Origin of the sequence: Actinacidiphila acididurans (assembly GCF_016918855.1) — a bacterium.
Taxonomy (GTDB): domain Bacteria; phylum Actinomycetota; class Actinomycetes; order Streptomycetales; family Streptomycetaceae; genus Actinacidiphila; species Actinacidiphila acididurans.
The window spans coordinates 194,741-210,614 of record NZ_JADKYB010000014.1; the positions used below are offsets into that span (position 1 = coordinate 194,741).

A 15,874-nucleotide genomic window follows, 5' to 3' on the forward strand; every position below is an offset into this window, starting at 1 on the left:
CGGCTGGCGGCCTCGCAGGATCAAGCCGACCAGTGCTTGCGTTCCAACGCCACGAGCGGACAGTTCAGCGCTTCGGCGATCTTCCGGAGGTTGGCCGGGGTGGCGCTCCGCCACCCCGACTCGATCTCGCCCATCAACTGCTCCGAGATGCCGACAGCTTGGGCGAGTGCCCGTTTTGTCAGCCCGGCCTTCTTCCTGGCCCAGGTGACGGCTTCGGGCTCGTGGTGCAGCTTCCGGGGCCGGGCGCGCTTGCGGGCGGCGGTCACGCGCCCGGTCCGGGAGTGAGCGGCAGCTCGGCCCATGTCACTTTGCCGTTGTCGAGCAGGAGGGCATCCCATCGAATGCAGAGCGCTTCGACGAGGAACAGGCCGCGGCCACCTTCCGCGTCTCCGTCGACCACCTGAAGCGCGGGCCGCTGCCGGCTGCTGTCCTCCACGGCGATACGCAGGGTGTCGTCGTGCGCCGCGATCTCGATCACCACCATGTCTGCGGCCATGCCGTACATGCCCAATGCCGAACTGGCGGCTTCCGTCGCCTTCACCGCATTGGTGACCAGCTCACTCACGACGAGTTCGGCGTCGTCACCCAGCCGGTCGAGGTTCCAGGTGCGCAGGGCTTGACGGACGAAGATCCGCGCCATGGCCGCCGCACTCGGTACCGCCCCCACCTTGATCCGCTCCACGCAAGGCACGGCATTCGGCTCAGTGGTCATGGCGGCCTGCCTCCCCGGATGACGAGGCACTGGTGCGAACAAGTTCGCTCGCGTACCACACGGTGCCCCGGACCTTCTCCGCCAGCTCTTCCCGCATGAAGGCCGCCACCGCGGGGTCCTGGTGGAAGTGAGCGGCGTTCGGCACCAGCACGTTGACGACTCCTTCCGAACAGCAGCCGACGATGAGTTCGGCCCAGGTGTCCAGCCGTTCGCTGGGTCGGCGCTCGAAGTGCACGCCGGCCAGACCGAAGCCGCGCCGAGTGGCGAGTGCCCCTAACTCCTCGATCGCCCGCTGGACCGTTTCCTTGTCCATGCCGGGCAGCCTTCGCAGGTAGGCAACCGCGGCGATCGGATCGCTGGACGAGCAGGGGTCGAAGACGCGGGAAGGGGCGGCGTGACGGTCCGGTGGCTGTTCCATTGGGTGCTTCCTGTTGACGCGGATCTTGCGGGTTACCCACTGTCAACCTCATGTGATCGACGGCACACCCAGCGTGACGAACAGCTTTGGCGCAGATCTTCCCGGTTCAACCGACAAGATTTGCATTGGTCTTGTGGCTCCGGTTTTCGGCGTTACCGTTCAATCAGGAATGCGCGCGTAGCAGACCCGGGAGGACCGTTGGCCGTCAAGCCTCGTAGCCGTCGGCAGGAGCAGATCCAAGCCGCCCAGGAGTTACGCGCCCGGGGCTGGAACTGGGCGCAAGTCGCAGCCGAGTTCTGCGGTCGGTACCGCGTCAACCCGCGCGTGGCTCACCGAATGGCCCGGGGCTGGAGCCAGCGCGAAGCCGCCGATGCCTGGAACGGACGGTGGCCCGACGACGGCAAGACATTCAAGAACTTCTCGACGTGGGAGCTGTGGCCCGGACCAACCGGCCACGCGCCATCACTTGCCACCCTTGATCGTCTCGCCCAGCTCTATGAGTGCGCGGTGAGCGATCTGCTGACGGACATGCCGAGTTACGGCGCGAAGCTGAATGCGCCGGCGCAAACCAAGATCTCAGCCGGGATTGCCGGCGCCACCGCGCCACCCGCACTCGTTCCGGCGCTTGCCGACACACTGGCGCACTTCGCTTCCGACATAAACTACGTGGAACTGGCCGAGGAGATTGTCATGTGGGTGCAGGGTGTACCCGGCGACATGAGCCGCCGGGAGCTGTTGCAGAAGATCAGTACGACGCTCACCGTCGCCGCTGCCGCGCCCCTCCTCGATATGGCCGACGCAGATGCACGTGACCGAGCAGCGGCGGCGCTTGAGGACCCGCGCCGCATTGATGCCGTGACGATCGCTCAGGCCGAGAGCGGACTCAAGGGCTTCCGTATGCAAGGCGATGTCCTGGGCCCGCACGTGGCCTTGCAGACGGCCCTCGCACAGCGCAAGGTGATCGGGGAGTTCGCGGCCAACGCGCCGAGCCACCTGCGGCCCCGAGTGTTTTCGCTGTATGCCGAGCTGAGTCAGCTCGTCGGATGGGAGCTGTACGACATCGGGGACTATCGCGCCGCCGCCTATTACTACGACGACGCCCGCACCGCTGCTCACGACGCCGAAAACGTCGAACTGGTGACGTACATTCTGTGCACCATGAGCCAGCTTGCGACCTGGCAGGGCAAACCGCGCGTCGGCATCGACCATGCGATTGCCGCCCAGGCGTGGGCCGCCCAATCCGGCAGCGAAATGGCGCGGGCGTACTCGGCGGACGTAGCAGCCCGAGCATTCGCCGGCGCCGGAGAAGCGAACAAGGCGCGGGCAGCGCTCGAAGCCGAGCGCACAGCGGCGGCGGAAGTCTGGAGCAGCGACGAGCCATTGGCATCGTGGTGGTACTTCTACGACGAGTCCTTTTACTGGTCGATCCGCAACGAGGTCAGCCTGCAACTGAACGACCCGGCCGACGCACTGTACGCCGCCCAAACGGCTCTGCCGCTGCGTGACATCGCCAATGTCCGCGACTACACGCACACCCTCACGCGCCAGGCGAAGGCGCATGTCCTGCAAGGCGACGTACACGAGGCGACGCAGATCATCGGGGAGGCCGCGCGCCTCACCGCGGTCAACCGGTCGCCGCGCCTGGAACAGACCATCCGCGACGTACGCACCAGCCTCACGCCGTGGCAGCGGACAAAGTCCGTTCGGCAACTCGATGAGGCGCTGCGCGCCCATGGGGTCGGCAGCATCGAGGTCTAGCGAAGCCATGTGGTCGTTGCGTCACCCGCCCAGGGTGCACCCGCCGCGCTAAGCCTCTCCGAGTTCAGCCCGTACCGCCGCGGCACGGCGAACCCCGTCCATCGGGCACCCCGGAGCAGCCGGCTCCGCCCACGCAACGGGCGCAACTCGGCCAGCGACGCACCAGGGCGAGCCTCGCCGAATCAGCGCCCGCACCCGACGCTCACCCGACGCCACGCCAAGGCGAACCCCGCACAACGCACCGCCCGCACCCTTCGCCGGGCGGTGCCAGGCCCACGCCAGGCCGAGCCTCTTCACAGGGCAACCCCGAGGCATTGACGTGCTCATGGAAATCCGCTTACGTATCCGAGAGCGCTCTCCAGTCGACGCCCCACACGTCCTCGAGTGCACGGAGTGTTCCCATGCGATCACCTTTTGCGTTACGCGGCGCCCACGGTCGGGCTGATAACGATGTCATCGGGCGGTCCCGGCCCCGTGCCCTGGGCGGATTCGCGGCCGCCGGTGCCACCGCCCTGGCCGCGGCGCTCGCCGTCTCGGTCGCCACCGCCTTACCGGCGGCCGCGGCCGGCCCTTCCCGTACCGCAGCCGCCTCCGCAGCCGCGCCCGCGCCCCTGCGGCTGATGCCGCTCGGCGACTCCATCACCTGGGGAGTCGGCAGCAGTACGGGCGACAGCTACCGGTCCGTCCTGTGGAACGACCTGGCCGCCGAGGGCCACTCCTCGCTGGACTTCGTCGGCTCCGGGCGCAACGGCTCGATGGCCGACCCGGACAACGAGGGCCACTCGGGGTGGCGGATCGACCAGATCGCCGGCATCGCGGACGCGGTGCTGGCGCACTACCGCCCCAACGTCATCACGCTGGAGATCGGCACCAACGATCTCAACCAGAACTACCAGGTGCCGACCGCGACCGACCGGCTGCACGCGCTGGTCGACCAGATCACCGCCGACGCTCCCGACGCCACCGTGCTGCTCGCCTCGCTGATCGTCTCCACGAACCCGGTGGAGGAGCCCAACCGCCCCGCCTTCAACCAGGCCGTGCCCGGCATCGTGCAGGCCGAGCAGGCCGCGGGCCGGCACGTGGCCTACGTCGACATGGGCGCGCTGACCACCGCCGACCTGGCCGACCAGCTGCACCCCAACGACACCGGCTACGCCAAGATGGCCGCCGCCTTCAACGCCGGGGTCCAGGCCGCGGACAGCGCCGGCTGGATCAAGCCGCCCGTACCGACCGGCGGCTACGTCTACTCCGGCATCGCCGGCAAGTGCCTCGACGACGCCTTGAGTTCGACCGCCAACGGCAACCCGGTGCAGCTCTGGGGCTGCGACAACACCGACGCCCAGTGGTGGACCCTGCACACCGACGGCACCCTGCGCGTGTTCGGCAAGTGCGTGGACGCGGCCGCGGCCGGCACCGCCAACGGGACGAAGGTCCAGCTCTACGACTGCAACGGCACCGTGGCGCAGGTCTGGCAACCCTACAACGGCGGCTACCGCAACCCGAACTCCGGCCGCTGCCTCGACGATCCCGGCTCCAGCACGGCCGACGGCACCCAGCTCCAGCTCTACGACTGCAACGGCACGAACGCCCAGAAGTGGACGACGCTGACGGCGGTCTAGCCGGCGGTGGAGCGGCGGGTACGGGGCCCGCCGCCCGAAATCGTCCGGCCCGTCCCCGGTGGCCGCGACAACGTTGTCCCCCCTCCTTCCGGGCCCCTCGAACCCTCTGTCCCGCTCCACCTCACCCCACCCACCTCCCACAAGGAGACAAGCCGCCATGAGAAGAAAAGTGTCGAGACCGCCGGCACCGGCCGTCCTGGGCGTGTTCGCCGCCGCTGCGATGGCCGTGGCGGGGCTGTCCGCGCCGGCGCACGCGGCCGGCAGGGCCGCGCTGGTCGCCTCCCCGGCCACCGTGGTGAACCCGTTCATCGGCACGTCGAACGCCGCGGACGACTTCCCGGGTGCCGACGCGCCGTTCGGGATGGTCCAGTGGAGTCCGGACACGCCCTCGCGTCCGGACGGCGGCGGCTACGAGTACAGCGACTCGTCGATCACCGGCTTCAGCCTCACCCACATCGCGGGACCGGGCTGCGGCGCCGCGGGCGACGTACCGGTGCTGCCCACCGTGGGCGCGGTCAGCACGAACGCGACGGACGCCTTCTCGCACAGCAACGAGTCGGCGTCGGCGGGCTCGTACAAGGTCAAGCTCAACAACAACGTCACCACCGAGCTGACCGCCACGACCCGCAGCGGCATGGCGCGCTTCACCTTCCCGTCGACCAGCCAGGCCAACCTGCTGTTCAAGCTGACGGGCAGCCAGAACGGCGACAGCAACACGCAGTTCAACGTGGTGTCGTCCACCGAGGTCAGCGGCCAGGTCACCAGCGGCCACTTCTGCGGCGCGGGGAACACGTACACCGTCTACTTCGACATGGTCTTCGACCGGCCGTTCGCGACGCAGGGCACCATGGCCACCACGGCCGCCGTGCCCTTCACCACCTCGGGGAAGCGGGCGGCCAAGAACACCGCCGAGACGCCCAACAAGCCCGTGCTGCACGGTACGGCGGCCCCGGCCACGAAGAGCGGCGCCGGCTCGTCGGCCACCTCCTCGGCCACGCCGGCCGTCGCCGCGAACAACGGCTACGTCACCTTCGATGCGACCTCCAACCCGGTCGTGCAGGCCAAGGTCGGCGTCTCGTACGTGTCGATCGCCAACGCGACGGCCAACCGGACGGCGGAGAACACCGGGTGGAACTTCGACTCGACCCGTGACGCCGCGCAGGGCGCCTGGAACTCCCTGCTGGGCCGGATGCAGATCAGCGGCGGGACGGCATCCCAGCAGACGCAGTTCTACACCGCGCTCTACCACTCGCTGCTGCACCCCAACGTGATCAGCGACACCAACGGCCAGTACTACGGCTTCGACGGCCACACGCACACCGTGGACTCCGGTCACTCCGCGGCCTACGCGAACTACTCCGGCTGGGACATCTACCGTTCCCAGGCGCAGTTGGAGGCGCTGGTCGACCCGCAGGCGGCCTCGGACACCGCGCAGTCCATGGTGGACGACTACGCGCAGACCGGGCAGTTCCCCAAGTGGTCGGAGAACAACGGCGAGTCGTACGTGATGGTGGGCGACCCAGCCGACCCGATCATCGCCGACTACTACGCCTTCGGCGCGCGCAACTTCGACACCTCGACGGCGCTGACGGACATGGTCGCCGAGGCGTCCAAGGCGAACAACAACCGGCCCGGCCTGAACTACCTCAACGCACCGGGCTACATGCCGCACAACGGCAGTTACGGCTGCTGCAACTTCTACGGCCCGGTGGCCACCACGCTGGAGTACGCCACCGCCGACTTCGCGGTGTCCGCGTTCGCCGGCGCGCTGGGCGACACCGCGGACCAGCGCACGTACGCCAACCGCGCGCAGGACTGGAACAACACGCTGAACCCCGCCTCCGGCTTCGTCGAGCCGCGCAACGCCGACGGCTCCTGGACCGGCGGCTTCGACCCGACCAGCGGCACCGACATGGTCGAGGCCGACTCGTGGATCTACACCGGCATGATCCCGTTCGACGTGGCCGGCCTGGCCCGGGCCAAGGGCGGCAACACGGCCATGAACCACTACCTGGACACCGTGCTGCGCAGCTTCACCGGTGACAACGGCTACGCCTGGGTCGGCAACGAGCCCAGCATCGAGCTGCCCTGGGAGTACGACTACACCGGCCGGCCGTGGCAGACGCAGAGCACCGTCCGGCAGATCCAGGACTCGATCTGGGCGAACACGCCCGGCGGCCTGGCGGACGGCAACGACGACCTCGGCGCGATGAGCGCCTGGTACGTCTGGTCCGCGCTCGGCATGTACCCCGAGACGCCGGGCACGTCCGATCTCGCCCTGGGCAGCCCGGTGTTCACCCAGGCGGTCGTCACGCTGCCCTCGGGCGGCACGCTGACGGTCAACGGCAACGGCGCCGCCGACAACGCCCCGTACGTGCAGTCGGCCACCTGGAACGGCGCGGCCTGGAACAACGCCTACGCGCCGACCGCCGCCCTGGCCTCCGGCGGCACGCTGAACTTCACGCTGGGCACGAGCGCGAACACCTCCTGGGCGGCCGCGTCCTCGGCCGCGCCGCCCTCCTACGGCGGTGACACCGTGGCGCCGCCATCGCCCCGGGTCGGCCCGGTCACCTCGGCGGCGGGCAGCAACATCTGCCTGGACGACGCCACGTCCGGCACCGCCGACGGCACGCACATCCAGATCTGGGGCTGCGATGGCACCTACGCGCAGGACTTCACGATCGCCTCGGACGGCACCCTGCGCACGATGGGCAAGTGCCTGGACGCCAACCACAGCGGGACCACCAACGGCACCCTGATCCAGCTGTGGACCTGCAACGCCAGCGTCGCCCAGCAGTGGACCCCGGGCGCGAACGGTTCCCTGGTCAACCCGAACTCCGGGCTGTGCCTGGACGACCCGAGCGCCTCGACCTCCAACGGCACGCAGCTCCAGCTCTACACCTGCAACGGCTCGGCCGCGCAGAACTGGGGGCTGCCGCTCGCCCCGGCCGCCCGCTCGGGCGCGGTGACCGCCGGGGTGGCCGCCGGCCTGTGCCTGGACGACAAGTCCGCCGGCACCGCGAACGGCACGCCGGTGGAGATCTGGGGCTGCAACGGCTCCACCGCGCAGAACTGGAGCCTGGTCACGGACGGCACGCTGCGTGCCGTGGGCGGCTGCCTGGACGTGTCCAACGGCGGGACCACCAACGGCACCCTCGTCCAGCTCTGGGCCTGCAACGGCACCGGCTCCCAGCAGTGGAAGGCCACCGCCTCCGGCCAGCTCGTCAACCCGCAGTCCGGGCTGTGCCTGGACGACCCCAACTCCTCCACCACCGCGGGCACCCAGCTCCAGATCTACGCCTGCAACGGCACGGGCGCGCAGCAGTGGAGCCTGCCCGCCTGATCACGTGATCACCTGATCCTGCTTGCACCCTGCTCGATGAACCCGCCCGTACGCCGATCGCCGGTGTACGGGCGGGTTCGCGCATACGGACGGCCGCCCGGTCAGCCGCGCCGCAGCCGCCTTCAGGCGCCCGGCACGGGAGTGATCGCGGGGTTCGCGATGTGCTCGTAGACGATCGAGGTCTGGACGTCGGCGAGCTCGGGGCGTTCGGTGAGGCGGTCGATCACGAAGCTGTAGAGGCCGGTGTTGTCCGGGACGGCGACGTGGAGGATGAAGTCCTGGTTGCCGCTGGTCACGAAGACGCCGAGGATCTCCGGCAGGGTCGCCACCCAGGTGCGGAAGTTCTCGATGACCTGGCGGGACGGCGGGCGGACCCGGACGGAGACCAGGGCCTGGACCGGGCGCCCGATGGCCGCGAGGTCCACGTCGAGGACCGCGCCCCGGATGACGCCCCGTTTGCGCAGGGCCCGGGTGCGGTCCAGCGCCGTGGTGGGCGAGACGCCGACCGCCGCCGCGACCTCCCGGTTGGTCTTCCGTGCATCCGACTGGAGTTCCCGCAGGATCGCCGTATCAAGTTCGTCCATGGCCACGAAAACGCCTCCCTTTCCGATACATGTACGGGTCGATTGAATCACCTCCGTACGTCCGCCTAGCATCGGCCGTATCTTTCCGTACGACATCAGACCGACATCAGACCGGGATCGGACGAGACCGGACGAGATCAGGGAGACACACCGGTGACTGGAACGACTGTGGCGCCCGACGCCCCCTCCGCGGCGGTCGGCTTCGCGCCGGACGAGGTGGACCTGAGCATGCCCACCCGCGCGGCCCGGCTGAAGTGGGTGGTGGTGGTCAACAGCGACCTGCCGCCGGGCCGCGCGGCCAACGCGGCGATCTGCGCGGCGGCCCCCACCGCGGTCCAGGTCGCCGGACTGCTGGGCACCGACGTCCCCGACGCCGACGGCGCCCTGCACCCGGGACTGCCCTGGCTCGGCTGCTCGGTGCTCACCGCCGACTCCGCCACGCTGCGCGCCATCCGCGCCAAGGCGGCGGCCCGCCCGGACACCTATGTGGCCGACATGCCCGCCGTCGCCCAGCGCACCCTCGTCTACACCGACTACGCCGCCTCCATGGCCGGCACCGCGGCGGACGACATGGACTACTGCGCGGTCAGCATCGTCGGCCCCCGCAACCGCGTCGACAAGATCGTCGGAAAGCTGCCCCTGCTGCCGTGACCGAACTGCCCCGACCGGGTGCCCCCACCGGGTGCCCTGACCCGTCCGGCGGGCCCCGCCCCTGGTGAGCGCCCTGTTCCCACCGGTCGGGCCGCCCGTCACGATAGGCGCATGGATCTCGACGTGATCAGCCTCCGGCGCGACTTCCCCGCCCTGCGGGACGGCGTGGCCTGGTTCGACGGCCCGGGCGGCTCGCAGGTGCCGCGCCAGGTCGCCGACGCGATGGCCGCGGTGATGTGCTCGGGCATTTCCAACCGGGGCACGGTGACGGCCGCCGAGCGCCGCGCCGAGCAGGTCGTACAGGACGCGCGGCAGGCGATGGCGGACCTGCTGGGCTGCGAGTCGCGCGGCGTGGTCTTCACCCGCTCGGCGACGCAAGCGGCGTACGACGTGTCGCGCGCGCTGGCCCGGCAGTGGACCGCCGGGGACGAGGTCGTGGTCACCCGGCTCGACCACGACGCCAACATCCGGCCGTGGATCCAGGCCGCCGAGTCGGCCGGCGCGGTGGTGCGGTGGGCCGGCTTCGACCCGGAGAGCGGGGAATTGCCGGTCGAGGCGGTCCGGAAACAGCTCTCCGGCCGCACCCGGCTCGTGGCGGTCACGGGCGCGTCGAACATCCTGGGCACCCGCCCCGACATCCCGGCGATCGCCGCGGCCGTCCACGCGGCGGGCGCCCTGCTGTACGTGGACGGGGTGCACCTGACCCCGCACACCCCGGTCGACGTCGCCGCGCTGGGCGCCGACTTCTACTCGTGCTCGCCCTACAAGTTCTTCGGCCCCCACCACGGCGTGGTCGTCGCCGACCCGGCCCGGTGGGAGGAGCTGCACCCGGACAAGCTGCTGCCCGCCACCGAAGCGGTGCCCGAGCGCTTCGAGCTGGGCACCCTGCCGTACGAGATCCTGGCCGGCACCACCGCGGCCGTCGACTGGATCGCCGCCCTGGCCCCGCCCGCGGCCGGCCGGCGCGCCCGCCTGCTGGAGTCGCTACGCGCCATAGAGGCGTACGAGGACCGGTTGTTCGCCCGCCTGCTGGAGGGCCTGTCCGGCATCACCGGCGTACGCCTGCACGGGGCGCCCGCCCACCGCACCCCGACCGTCCTCTTCTCCGTGACCGGCGTCCCGGACCGCACGGTCTACGAGCACCTGGCCGGGCTCGGCGTGAACGCCCCCGCGGGCAGCTTCTACGCCCTGGAGGCCTCCCGCCTGCTGGGCCTGGGCGACACCGGAGCCGTACGGGCCGGCCTCGCGCCGTATGTGACCGACGAGGACGTACGGCGGCTGGTCGAGGGAGTGGCGCAGCTGGCCGGGTAGGGCGTACGGGTGCACGCCGGAGCCGATTGTCCGGCGTCCGGCGTCCGGCGTGCACTCTTAGGACAACTGACGGGCCGTCAATTGACCGTGCCGAACCCGGAGAACGTGGCCTGCGTGGTCCGCCCGGTCTGGAAGGCCGAGGCGTACATCCCGACGTCCTCGGTGCTCTGCGCACCGGTCAGGGTCACGGTGGCCACCGCGGTCCAGTTCTGGTCGTCGGTCGAGTACGAACCGGTCAGGCTCGATCCGTTGCGGACCAGTCGGAGCCAGACCGGGGCGGTCACCTGGGCGGCGGAGGACTGGACGGTGTCCAGGTACCCGGAGCTGTCGCCGTCCCAGAACATCGAGACGCCGTGGCCGGGGGTGAGGGCCAGCGCGGCGTAGCCGAGGGAGCCGGGCGCCCCGGTCATGTCGTTGCGCATCATCAGTCCGGCCATCGCCCACTCGTTGGTGTTGCTCTGGCTCTCCACCCGCACGGTGGTCGTGTTCGCCGTACCGGCCGCCTTGGGCTGGTAGAGGGCGGCGTACTGGTCGGTGCTCTGGCAGCACGAGTGCCAGGGGCCCGCGCCCGAGGCGTCGATCTCGTCGGTGCCTGCGCTCTGGAAGACCGACGCGGTGGTCGACGCGAACGCCTGAAGCGGGGCGCCGACCACGCTGAAGTCGGCGAACGCCGCGTGGCCCGACACCCCCGGCGCGAAGGACGTGCCGAACATGCCCGCGTCCTCAGTGGCGTTGGCGCCGACCAGGGTCGACGAGCCCACGGTGGTCCAGGTGGTCTCGTCCTCGGAATAGGCGCCGGTCACCGTGTTGCCGTTACGGGTGAGCCGAAGCCAGACCGGGGCCGTGACCGTGGCGGGGCCGGTCTGCACCTGGTCCAGGTATCCGTCGCCGTCGCTGTCGGTGAGCAGCGCGACCCCGTGCCCGGGGGTGACGGCCAGTGCCGCGTACCCCTTGGACCCGGGGGCAGCCGTGATGTCGTCGCGGATCATCAGTCCGGCCATCGCCCACTCGTTGGTGTCCGACTCGGCGGTGACCTGCACGGTCATGGTGCTCTGCGCCGCCGCGGCGCCCTGCTCGTACAGCGCGCCGTATTCGTCGCTCTGCTGGCAGCAGGACTTCCACGGCCCCGCGCCGGCCGCGTCGATGAGGTAAGGCGCCGGATTCCGGGCGGTGTTGGTGTCGGTGTTGTCGGCGATGGTGGCCTGGGTGTCGGTGAAGGACCGCAGCCGCGGGCCGGTGACCGAGAATCCGGTGAACGCGGCGTGCCCGCGCACGCCCGCCTGACCGGAGGCGGCGTACATGCCGATGTCCTCGTCCGCCTGGGCCCCGCTCGGGGTCGCGGTGCCGACCGTGTGCCAGGTCGCGCCGTCGGCGGACCAGGCGCCGGTGATCTGGTTCCCGGCACGGGTGATGCGCAGCCATTGCGGCGCGCCCGCGGTGGCCGCGTCGATGTGCTGGTCGAGCCCGCCGGAACTGTCGCCGTCCCAGCGCAGGCTGACCCCGCTGCCGGTGACGGCCAGCGCGGCGTAGCCGAGTGCGGTGCCCGCCCCGGGAATCGAGTCGCGCACCATCAGGCCGGCCTGCGCGCCGGTTGAGGTCGCGTCCAGAGCCGAGACCTTCACGGTGGCGGTGCTGCCGGTGCCGAGCGCGGCCGGCAGGTAGACCGCGCCGTACTGATCGGTGCCCTGCCAGACGTCGGCCCCGGCGGCGTCGACGGTGTAACCGCCGGTGTCCTGGCCGAAGTCGGCGTCACCGGTGGCGTACGTCCTGAAGGGCGCCGAGACACCGGCCAGGTCGCGGTAGGCCGCCTCCAGGCCGGCGTTGTTCTCGATCCGCAGCGCGGGGACGCCGGTGAGGTCGGTGACGGTGCCGGTGGTCGTGACGCAACTGCCGCCGTTCATCAGGCCGCCGCTGATGTACGTGTCGGTGATCGTCATCGTGTGGCAGGGGTCCCAGGTGTTGCGGTTGTCGAAGGTCGGGATGGAGAAGTTGTCCGCGACGTTGTCGCTCAGCGCCCAGCCGCTGCTGCCCTGGTCCAGGTACATGGCGAAGGTCGAGGTGCTGCCCGGGTCGGTCAGGTGGTTGCCGGACATCACCCCGCCCGGCTGCGGTCCGAGGTTGTAGAGGGCGCCGCCGTCCGAGCGGGCGTGGTTGGTGTCGCTGACGTAGTTGTCGACGACCTGGAGGCCCGAGTCGACGGTGGGCAGGGTGTCCAGCGAGCCCCAGCCCCAACCGGTGGAGATACCGGTGTAGTTCAGGTTCTCGATGCTGTTGTGCGCGATCGTCAGGCCGGCCGCGTAGCCCGACCAGATGCCCACGCCGCCCTGGTACTCGGCGGCGGCCGCGTTGACGTAGTTGTCGCTGACGGTGTCGTTGCTGTCGACCAGGGCCGCGTCGGACTGGTTCGGGTGCGCGACGCTGCCGATCTGGATGCCGTTGCCGCCGACGTCGGTCAGCTTGTTGCCGGTGATCTGCGAGCCCTGGGTGCCGCCGTCGTACGTGACGCCCGCGGTGCCGAGGTCGGTGAAGGTGTCGCCGAGCAGCTGGATCCCGTGCCCGGCGTGCACCTCCACCGAGGCCGGCATGGTGACGTTGCACGCGCCGAAGGGCAGGCCGTCGTGGCTGGAGCCGCCGGTGTCGCCGACGAAGCTGGCCGGGCTGAACTCGGTGGCGCACGAGGCGTCGGGGAACATCACGTCGGCCTGGATCTCGGGGAAGCCGTACGAGGTGTCGACCGCGGGCCAGGTGGTGTCGGCGAAGGTGATGCCGGAGAAGGTGACCCCGGTGACCGGTGCCGATTCGGTGCCGTCGAGCGATACGAGGGTGGCGAGCGAGCCGGCCTCCACGTCGGCGCTGGTGGGGTCGACCCCGGCGGGCGGGATCAGCCAGATCGTGCCGGTGGCGCTGTTGAACGCCCACTGGTCGGGCCCGCTCAGGAAGCTCGGGTTGTTCTCGACGGTGCGCGGCAGCTGGAGGTTGATGTAGCCGGAGGACCGGGCGATGTCGTAACAGGGCTGGTCCATCGTGATGGTGGTGCTGGACGCGTCGCCGCCGATGGAGGAGACGCCGCACACGTCGTGCACCCAGTTGCCCGGGTAGTACTCGAACTGGAGGTCGCCCGGGTCGGTCAGCGACTGCAGCGCGGTGCCGGGCACGACGTAGCCGGTCGAGGTCTGGGTGGTGCCGGCGGGCAGGGCGCCGTCCTGGGCCAAGGGCACCCGGCGGCCGTCGATCCACAGGTCGCGGGTGGTCACGCCGGCCGGGAGCCGCGCGGTCCAGATGTTCTTGGCCGCGTCGGTACGGGTCCAGCCGGTGGGCTGCGCGCCGCCGGTGACGACCGGGGTCTGGCCGGGGGCCGCCTCCCACACGACGCGGTGCCCGTTGCTCGCCGAGTCGGCGCCGGTGAACGCCCAGGTGGAAGTGCGGCGGTAGGTGCCGCCGGCCAGCTGCACGTCGATGTCGCCGCTCATGTTGGCGTCGAGGAACCGGACTTGTGCCTGCGCCTGGTCGAGCGAGCAGGGCGCGGCGCTGGTGCAGGCGGTGCCGGAGCCGGCCGGTGCCGCGTAGAGCGTGGTGGGGGTCGCCGCTTCGGCGGTCGCGGCCGGCACCAGGGTGCCGGCGGCTGCGCCGAGGGTGAGGATCATGCCGAGCGCTGTGACCGCCGCGAGGCGGCCCCGCCGGATCGTGCGTCGTTGCACCATCAACTCTCCTCAAGTGGACGGGAAGGCGCCAGAAACCGGGGGGAACGTAAAACGTCTTACGTTTGACGTCAAGTGTTTGGGCGGGATGGCACAGGGCGGGGTGGGTGGAGGGAGGCGGGGCCGGAGGGGGCGTCAGCAGGTCAGGGCGCCAGGGGGTCGGCCGGGGGCGGGGTCAAGGGCGTCAGGGGGCGGGCCGAGGCATCAGCGGGCACGTTCAGCGGGTGCGGTCGACCATCCACTGCGTGGTGATGTGCCGGCGCAGCACGTCCGCGGCCTCGTCGAGGTCGCCCTGCCTCAGGAGCGCGACGATGCGCCGGTGCGCCCGGTTGGCCACGCGGAACTCCTCGGGCGCGGGCACACCCAGGTAGCTCACCGAGCGGGTCTCCGCGATCAGCAGCAGCACAATGGTGCGGGCGATCTCGTTGCCGGAGGCCCGGTAGAGGATCGCGTGGAACTCGCGGTCGGCGTTGTGCAACGCGTCGCTGTCGCCCAGCGTGTCGATGACGTCCAACTGCCGTTCCAGCGCGGCGAAATCGTCCTCGGTGAGCTTCGGCGCCGCTCTGCGGAGCATGCCGACCTCGAGGTCCGCCCGCATGGCGACCACGTCGTCGCGCAGCACGGACGACCGCTCCGTCTCCATGGCGATCCGCAGCACATCCGGGTCGAGCAGGTTCCACCCCTCGCGCGGCAGCACCCGGGTGCCCTCCCCCGCGCGCACCCGTACCAGCCCGTTGCGCTCCACGAGCTTGATCGCTTCCCTGACGACCGGCCGGCTCACCCCGAAGGCCGCGCACAGCGCCTGCTCCGGCGGCAGATTGGTGCCGGGCAGGAAGGCGCCGGTGATGATCTCTCGGGTGACGGCGACGGCGACCTCACGGCTCAGCCGCACCGGGCGGTTGGCCAGCCGCGCCCTCGGCGTCATGGGCGTCACCGGTGTCGCCGACGTCATCGGTGTCGTCTGCGTCGTCGCGGGATCAGTCTGGGTCGTCGCGGGATCAGCCTGCACCGTCGCCCCTCCCGGCTTCCGCGTCCAGAACTCCCGGGCGTCTGGGGCCCCTGAGCTCCTGGGATGTGCCAAGCCTAGCGGGATCACCTGACATCGGACGTCAGATGTTTCCCGTCACCCGTCGTCCGGCGCCACAGCGCCGGTGAGCCGCGCCGGCTTCCTGACCCGCTCAGCACACGCAGCGCGCGAGCTGCTCCCGCTGCTCCCGCTGCTCCGGGCCGAACGCCTCGTGCGGCAGGATCCGTACCCGAAGGGCGGACAGGTCGGCCGGCCCCGTATCCGGCACGGTGAAGGCCGCGTCGATGCGCAGCCGGCTCGGGTCGAGGCCGCGTTCTCGCGACTCGGCGCCGGCGTACGCGGCGAGGCAGGCGGCCAGCGCGGCGGCGAACAGATCGGCTTCGGTCGGCGCGCCGTCCTCGTGGCCCAGGGCCCGGCCCGCCCCCGCCTCCTGACCGCTTACGGCCACGGTGCAGGCCCCCACCGACCGGGGCGTGACGGTCATCCGGTAGTCCTTCGCGGTCCCGTTCGCGGTCTCCTGCGGGATCGCCTTCCCGGTCTCCGGGCTGTCGATGACGGCGGTACCAGCGGTGCTGTTCATGACGTGCCTCCCGTTGACGAGTCCGGCCGACCCGGGCTGTTCCCGCTGATCCGGCCGCTCCGGCACTTCCTTGCCGGCTCCTCCAGTTCAGCCCGGATCCGCGCGTGCCGGCAGGGGCGTTGGGGGCCGCGGGGTGGGCCGTTGGGCCCTGATGCGGTCCGCGCCCCTCGCTC

12 protein-coding genes are annotated in these 15,874 nt (G+C 70.8%); 5 read left to right on the top strand and 7 right to left on the bottom strand.

The annotated features are described in order from the left end of the window. Window positions 1-20: 20 nt before the first annotated feature. The 3 genes from ITX44_RS25295 to ITX44_RS25305 are packed head-to-tail and all read right to left on the bottom strand — an operon-like array spanning window position 21 to window position 1,130. Window positions 21-266 (bottom strand): helix-turn-helix domain-containing protein, encoded by a 246-nt coding sequence (locus ITX44_RS25295; protein ID WP_307795477.1) that lies wholly within the window; start codon window positions 264-266, stop codon window positions 21-23. Further along, a complete protein-coding gene (locus tag ITX44_RS25300) occupies window positions 263-712 on the bottom strand; it encodes an ATP-binding protein (RefSeq protein WP_205359667.1) in 450 nt (149 codons plus the stop codon). The genes ITX44_RS25295 and ITX44_RS25300 overlap by 4 nt, the downstream gene beginning before the upstream one ends. After that, a complete protein-coding gene (locus ITX44_RS25305) occupies window positions 702-1,130 on the bottom strand; it encodes a hypothetical protein (RefSeq protein WP_205359668.1) in 429 nt (142 codons plus the stop codon). Before ITX44_RS25305 ends, ITX44_RS25300 begins: the two co-directional genes overlap by 11 nt. 198 nt (window positions 1,131-1,328) lie before the next feature. On the opposite strand from ITX44_RS25305, the gene ITX44_RS25310 reads away from it, so the two are divergent. The 3 genes from ITX44_RS25310 to ITX44_RS25320 all read left to right on the top strand — a co-directional run bounded on the left by ITX44_RS25310 (window position 1,329) and on the right by ITX44_RS25320 (window position 7,850). Continuing rightward, window positions 1,329-2,888 (top strand): NsdA family TPR-like regulatory protein, encoded by a 1,560-nt coding sequence (locus ITX44_RS25310; protein WP_205359669.1) that lies wholly within the window; start codon window positions 1,329-1,331, stop codon window positions 2,886-2,888. A 401-nt stretch (window positions 2,889-3,289) separates the two neighbouring features. After that, on the top strand, window positions 3,290-4,507 hold the full coding sequence (locus tag ITX44_RS25315; protein WP_205359670.1) for a ricin-type beta-trefoil lectin domain protein: 1,218 nt from the start codon (window positions 3,290-3,292) through the stop codon (window positions 4,505-4,507). A gap of 157 nt (window positions 4,508-4,664) precedes the next feature. After that, window positions 4,665-7,850: a lectin gene (locus ITX44_RS25320; RefSeq protein WP_236061519.1), complete on the top strand. Its 3,186-nt coding sequence runs from the start codon at window positions 4,665-4,667 to the stop codon at window positions 7,848-7,850. Between the two features lie 122 nt (window positions 7,851-7,972). Here ITX44_RS25320 and ITX44_RS25325 read toward each other — a convergent pair whose 3' ends face one another. Continuing rightward, the gene (locus tag ITX44_RS25325; protein ID WP_205359671.1) at window positions 7,973-8,434 is read right to left on the bottom strand and encodes an Lrp/AsnC family transcriptional regulator; all 462 of its coding nucleotides are present in this window, start codon (window positions 8,432-8,434) and stop codon (window positions 7,973-7,975) included. 153 nt (window positions 8,435-8,587) lie between these two features. Between ITX44_RS25325 and ITX44_RS25330 the strand changes: the two genes are divergently transcribed. Together ITX44_RS25330 and ITX44_RS25335 are read left to right on the top strand one after the other, a co-directional pair. Next, a complete protein-coding gene (locus tag ITX44_RS25330; RefSeq protein ID WP_307795478.1) occupies window positions 8,588-9,085 on the top strand; it encodes a DUF2000 domain-containing protein in 498 nt (165 codons plus the stop codon). Window positions 9,086-9,196: 111 nt separating this feature from the next. Further along, window positions 9,197-10,396 carry a cysteine desulfurase-like protein gene (locus tag ITX44_RS25335; RefSeq protein ID WP_205359672.1) on the top strand — a complete coding sequence of 400 codons (1,200 nt, stop codon included), beginning with the start codon at window positions 9,197-9,199 and terminating at the stop codon, window positions 10,394-10,396. 77 nt (window positions 10,397-10,473) lie between these two features. On the opposite strand, the gene ITX44_RS25340 is transcribed toward ITX44_RS25335, so the two are convergent. The 3 genes from ITX44_RS25340 to ITX44_RS25350 all read right to left on the bottom strand — a co-directional run bounded on the left by ITX44_RS25340 (window position 10,474) and on the right by ITX44_RS25350 (window position 15,701). Next, on the bottom strand, window positions 10,474-14,097 hold the full coding sequence (locus ITX44_RS25340; RefSeq protein WP_205359673.1) for a hypothetical protein: 3,624 nt from the start codon (window positions 14,095-14,097) through the stop codon (window positions 10,474-10,476). A gap of 214 nt (window positions 14,098-14,311) precedes the next feature. Next, window positions 14,312-15,019, bottom strand: a complete 708-nt coding sequence (locus ITX44_RS25345) for a FadR/GntR family transcriptional regulator (protein WP_205359674.1) — start codon at window positions 15,017-15,019, stop codon at window positions 14,312-14,314. A gap of 253 nt (window positions 15,020-15,272) precedes the next feature. Continuing rightward, complete coding sequence (locus ITX44_RS25350) at window positions 15,273-15,701, bottom strand: hypothetical protein (RefSeq protein ID WP_205359675.1); 429 nt, start codon at window positions 15,699-15,701, stop codon at window positions 15,273-15,275. Window positions 15,702-15,874 lie beyond the last annotated feature (173 nt).

Bases quoted from the DNA above. Each gene is read 5' to 3' on its own strand.
- ITX44_RS25300 (WP_205359667.1), bottom strand. From the start codon at position 712: ATGACCACTGAGCCGAATGCCGTGCCTTGCGTGGAGCGGATCAAGGTG.
- ITX44_RS25305 (WP_205359668.1), bottom strand. From the start codon at position 1,130: ATGGAACAGCCACCGGACCGTCACGCCGCCCCTTCCCGCGTCTTCGAC.
- ITX44_RS25315 (WP_205359670.1), top strand. From the start codon at position 3,290: ATGCGATCACCTTTTGCGTTACGCGGCGCCCACGGTCGGGCTGATAAC.
- ITX44_RS25320 (WP_236061519.1), top strand. From the start codon at position 4,665: ATGAGAAGAAAAGTGTCGAGACCGCCGGCACCGGCCGTCCTGGGCGTG.
- ITX44_RS25325 (WP_205359671.1), bottom strand. From the start codon at position 8,434: ATGGACGAACTTGATACGGCGATCCTGCGGGAACTCCAGTCGGATGCA.
- ITX44_RS25335 (WP_205359672.1), top strand. From the start codon at position 9,197: ATGGATCTCGACGTGATCAGCCTCCGGCGCGACTTCCCCGCCCTGCGG.
- ITX44_RS25340 (WP_205359673.1), bottom strand. From the start codon at position 14,097: ATGGTGCAACGACGCACGATCCGGCGGGGCCGCCTCGCGGCGGTCACA.
- ITX44_RS25345 (WP_205359674.1), bottom strand. From the start codon at position 15,019: ATGACGCCGAGGGCGCGGCTGGCCAACCGCCCGGTGCGGCTGAGCCGT.
- ITX44_RS25350 (WP_205359675.1), bottom strand. From the start codon at position 15,701: ATGAACAGCACCGCTGGTACCGCCGTCATCGACAGCCCGGAGACCGGG.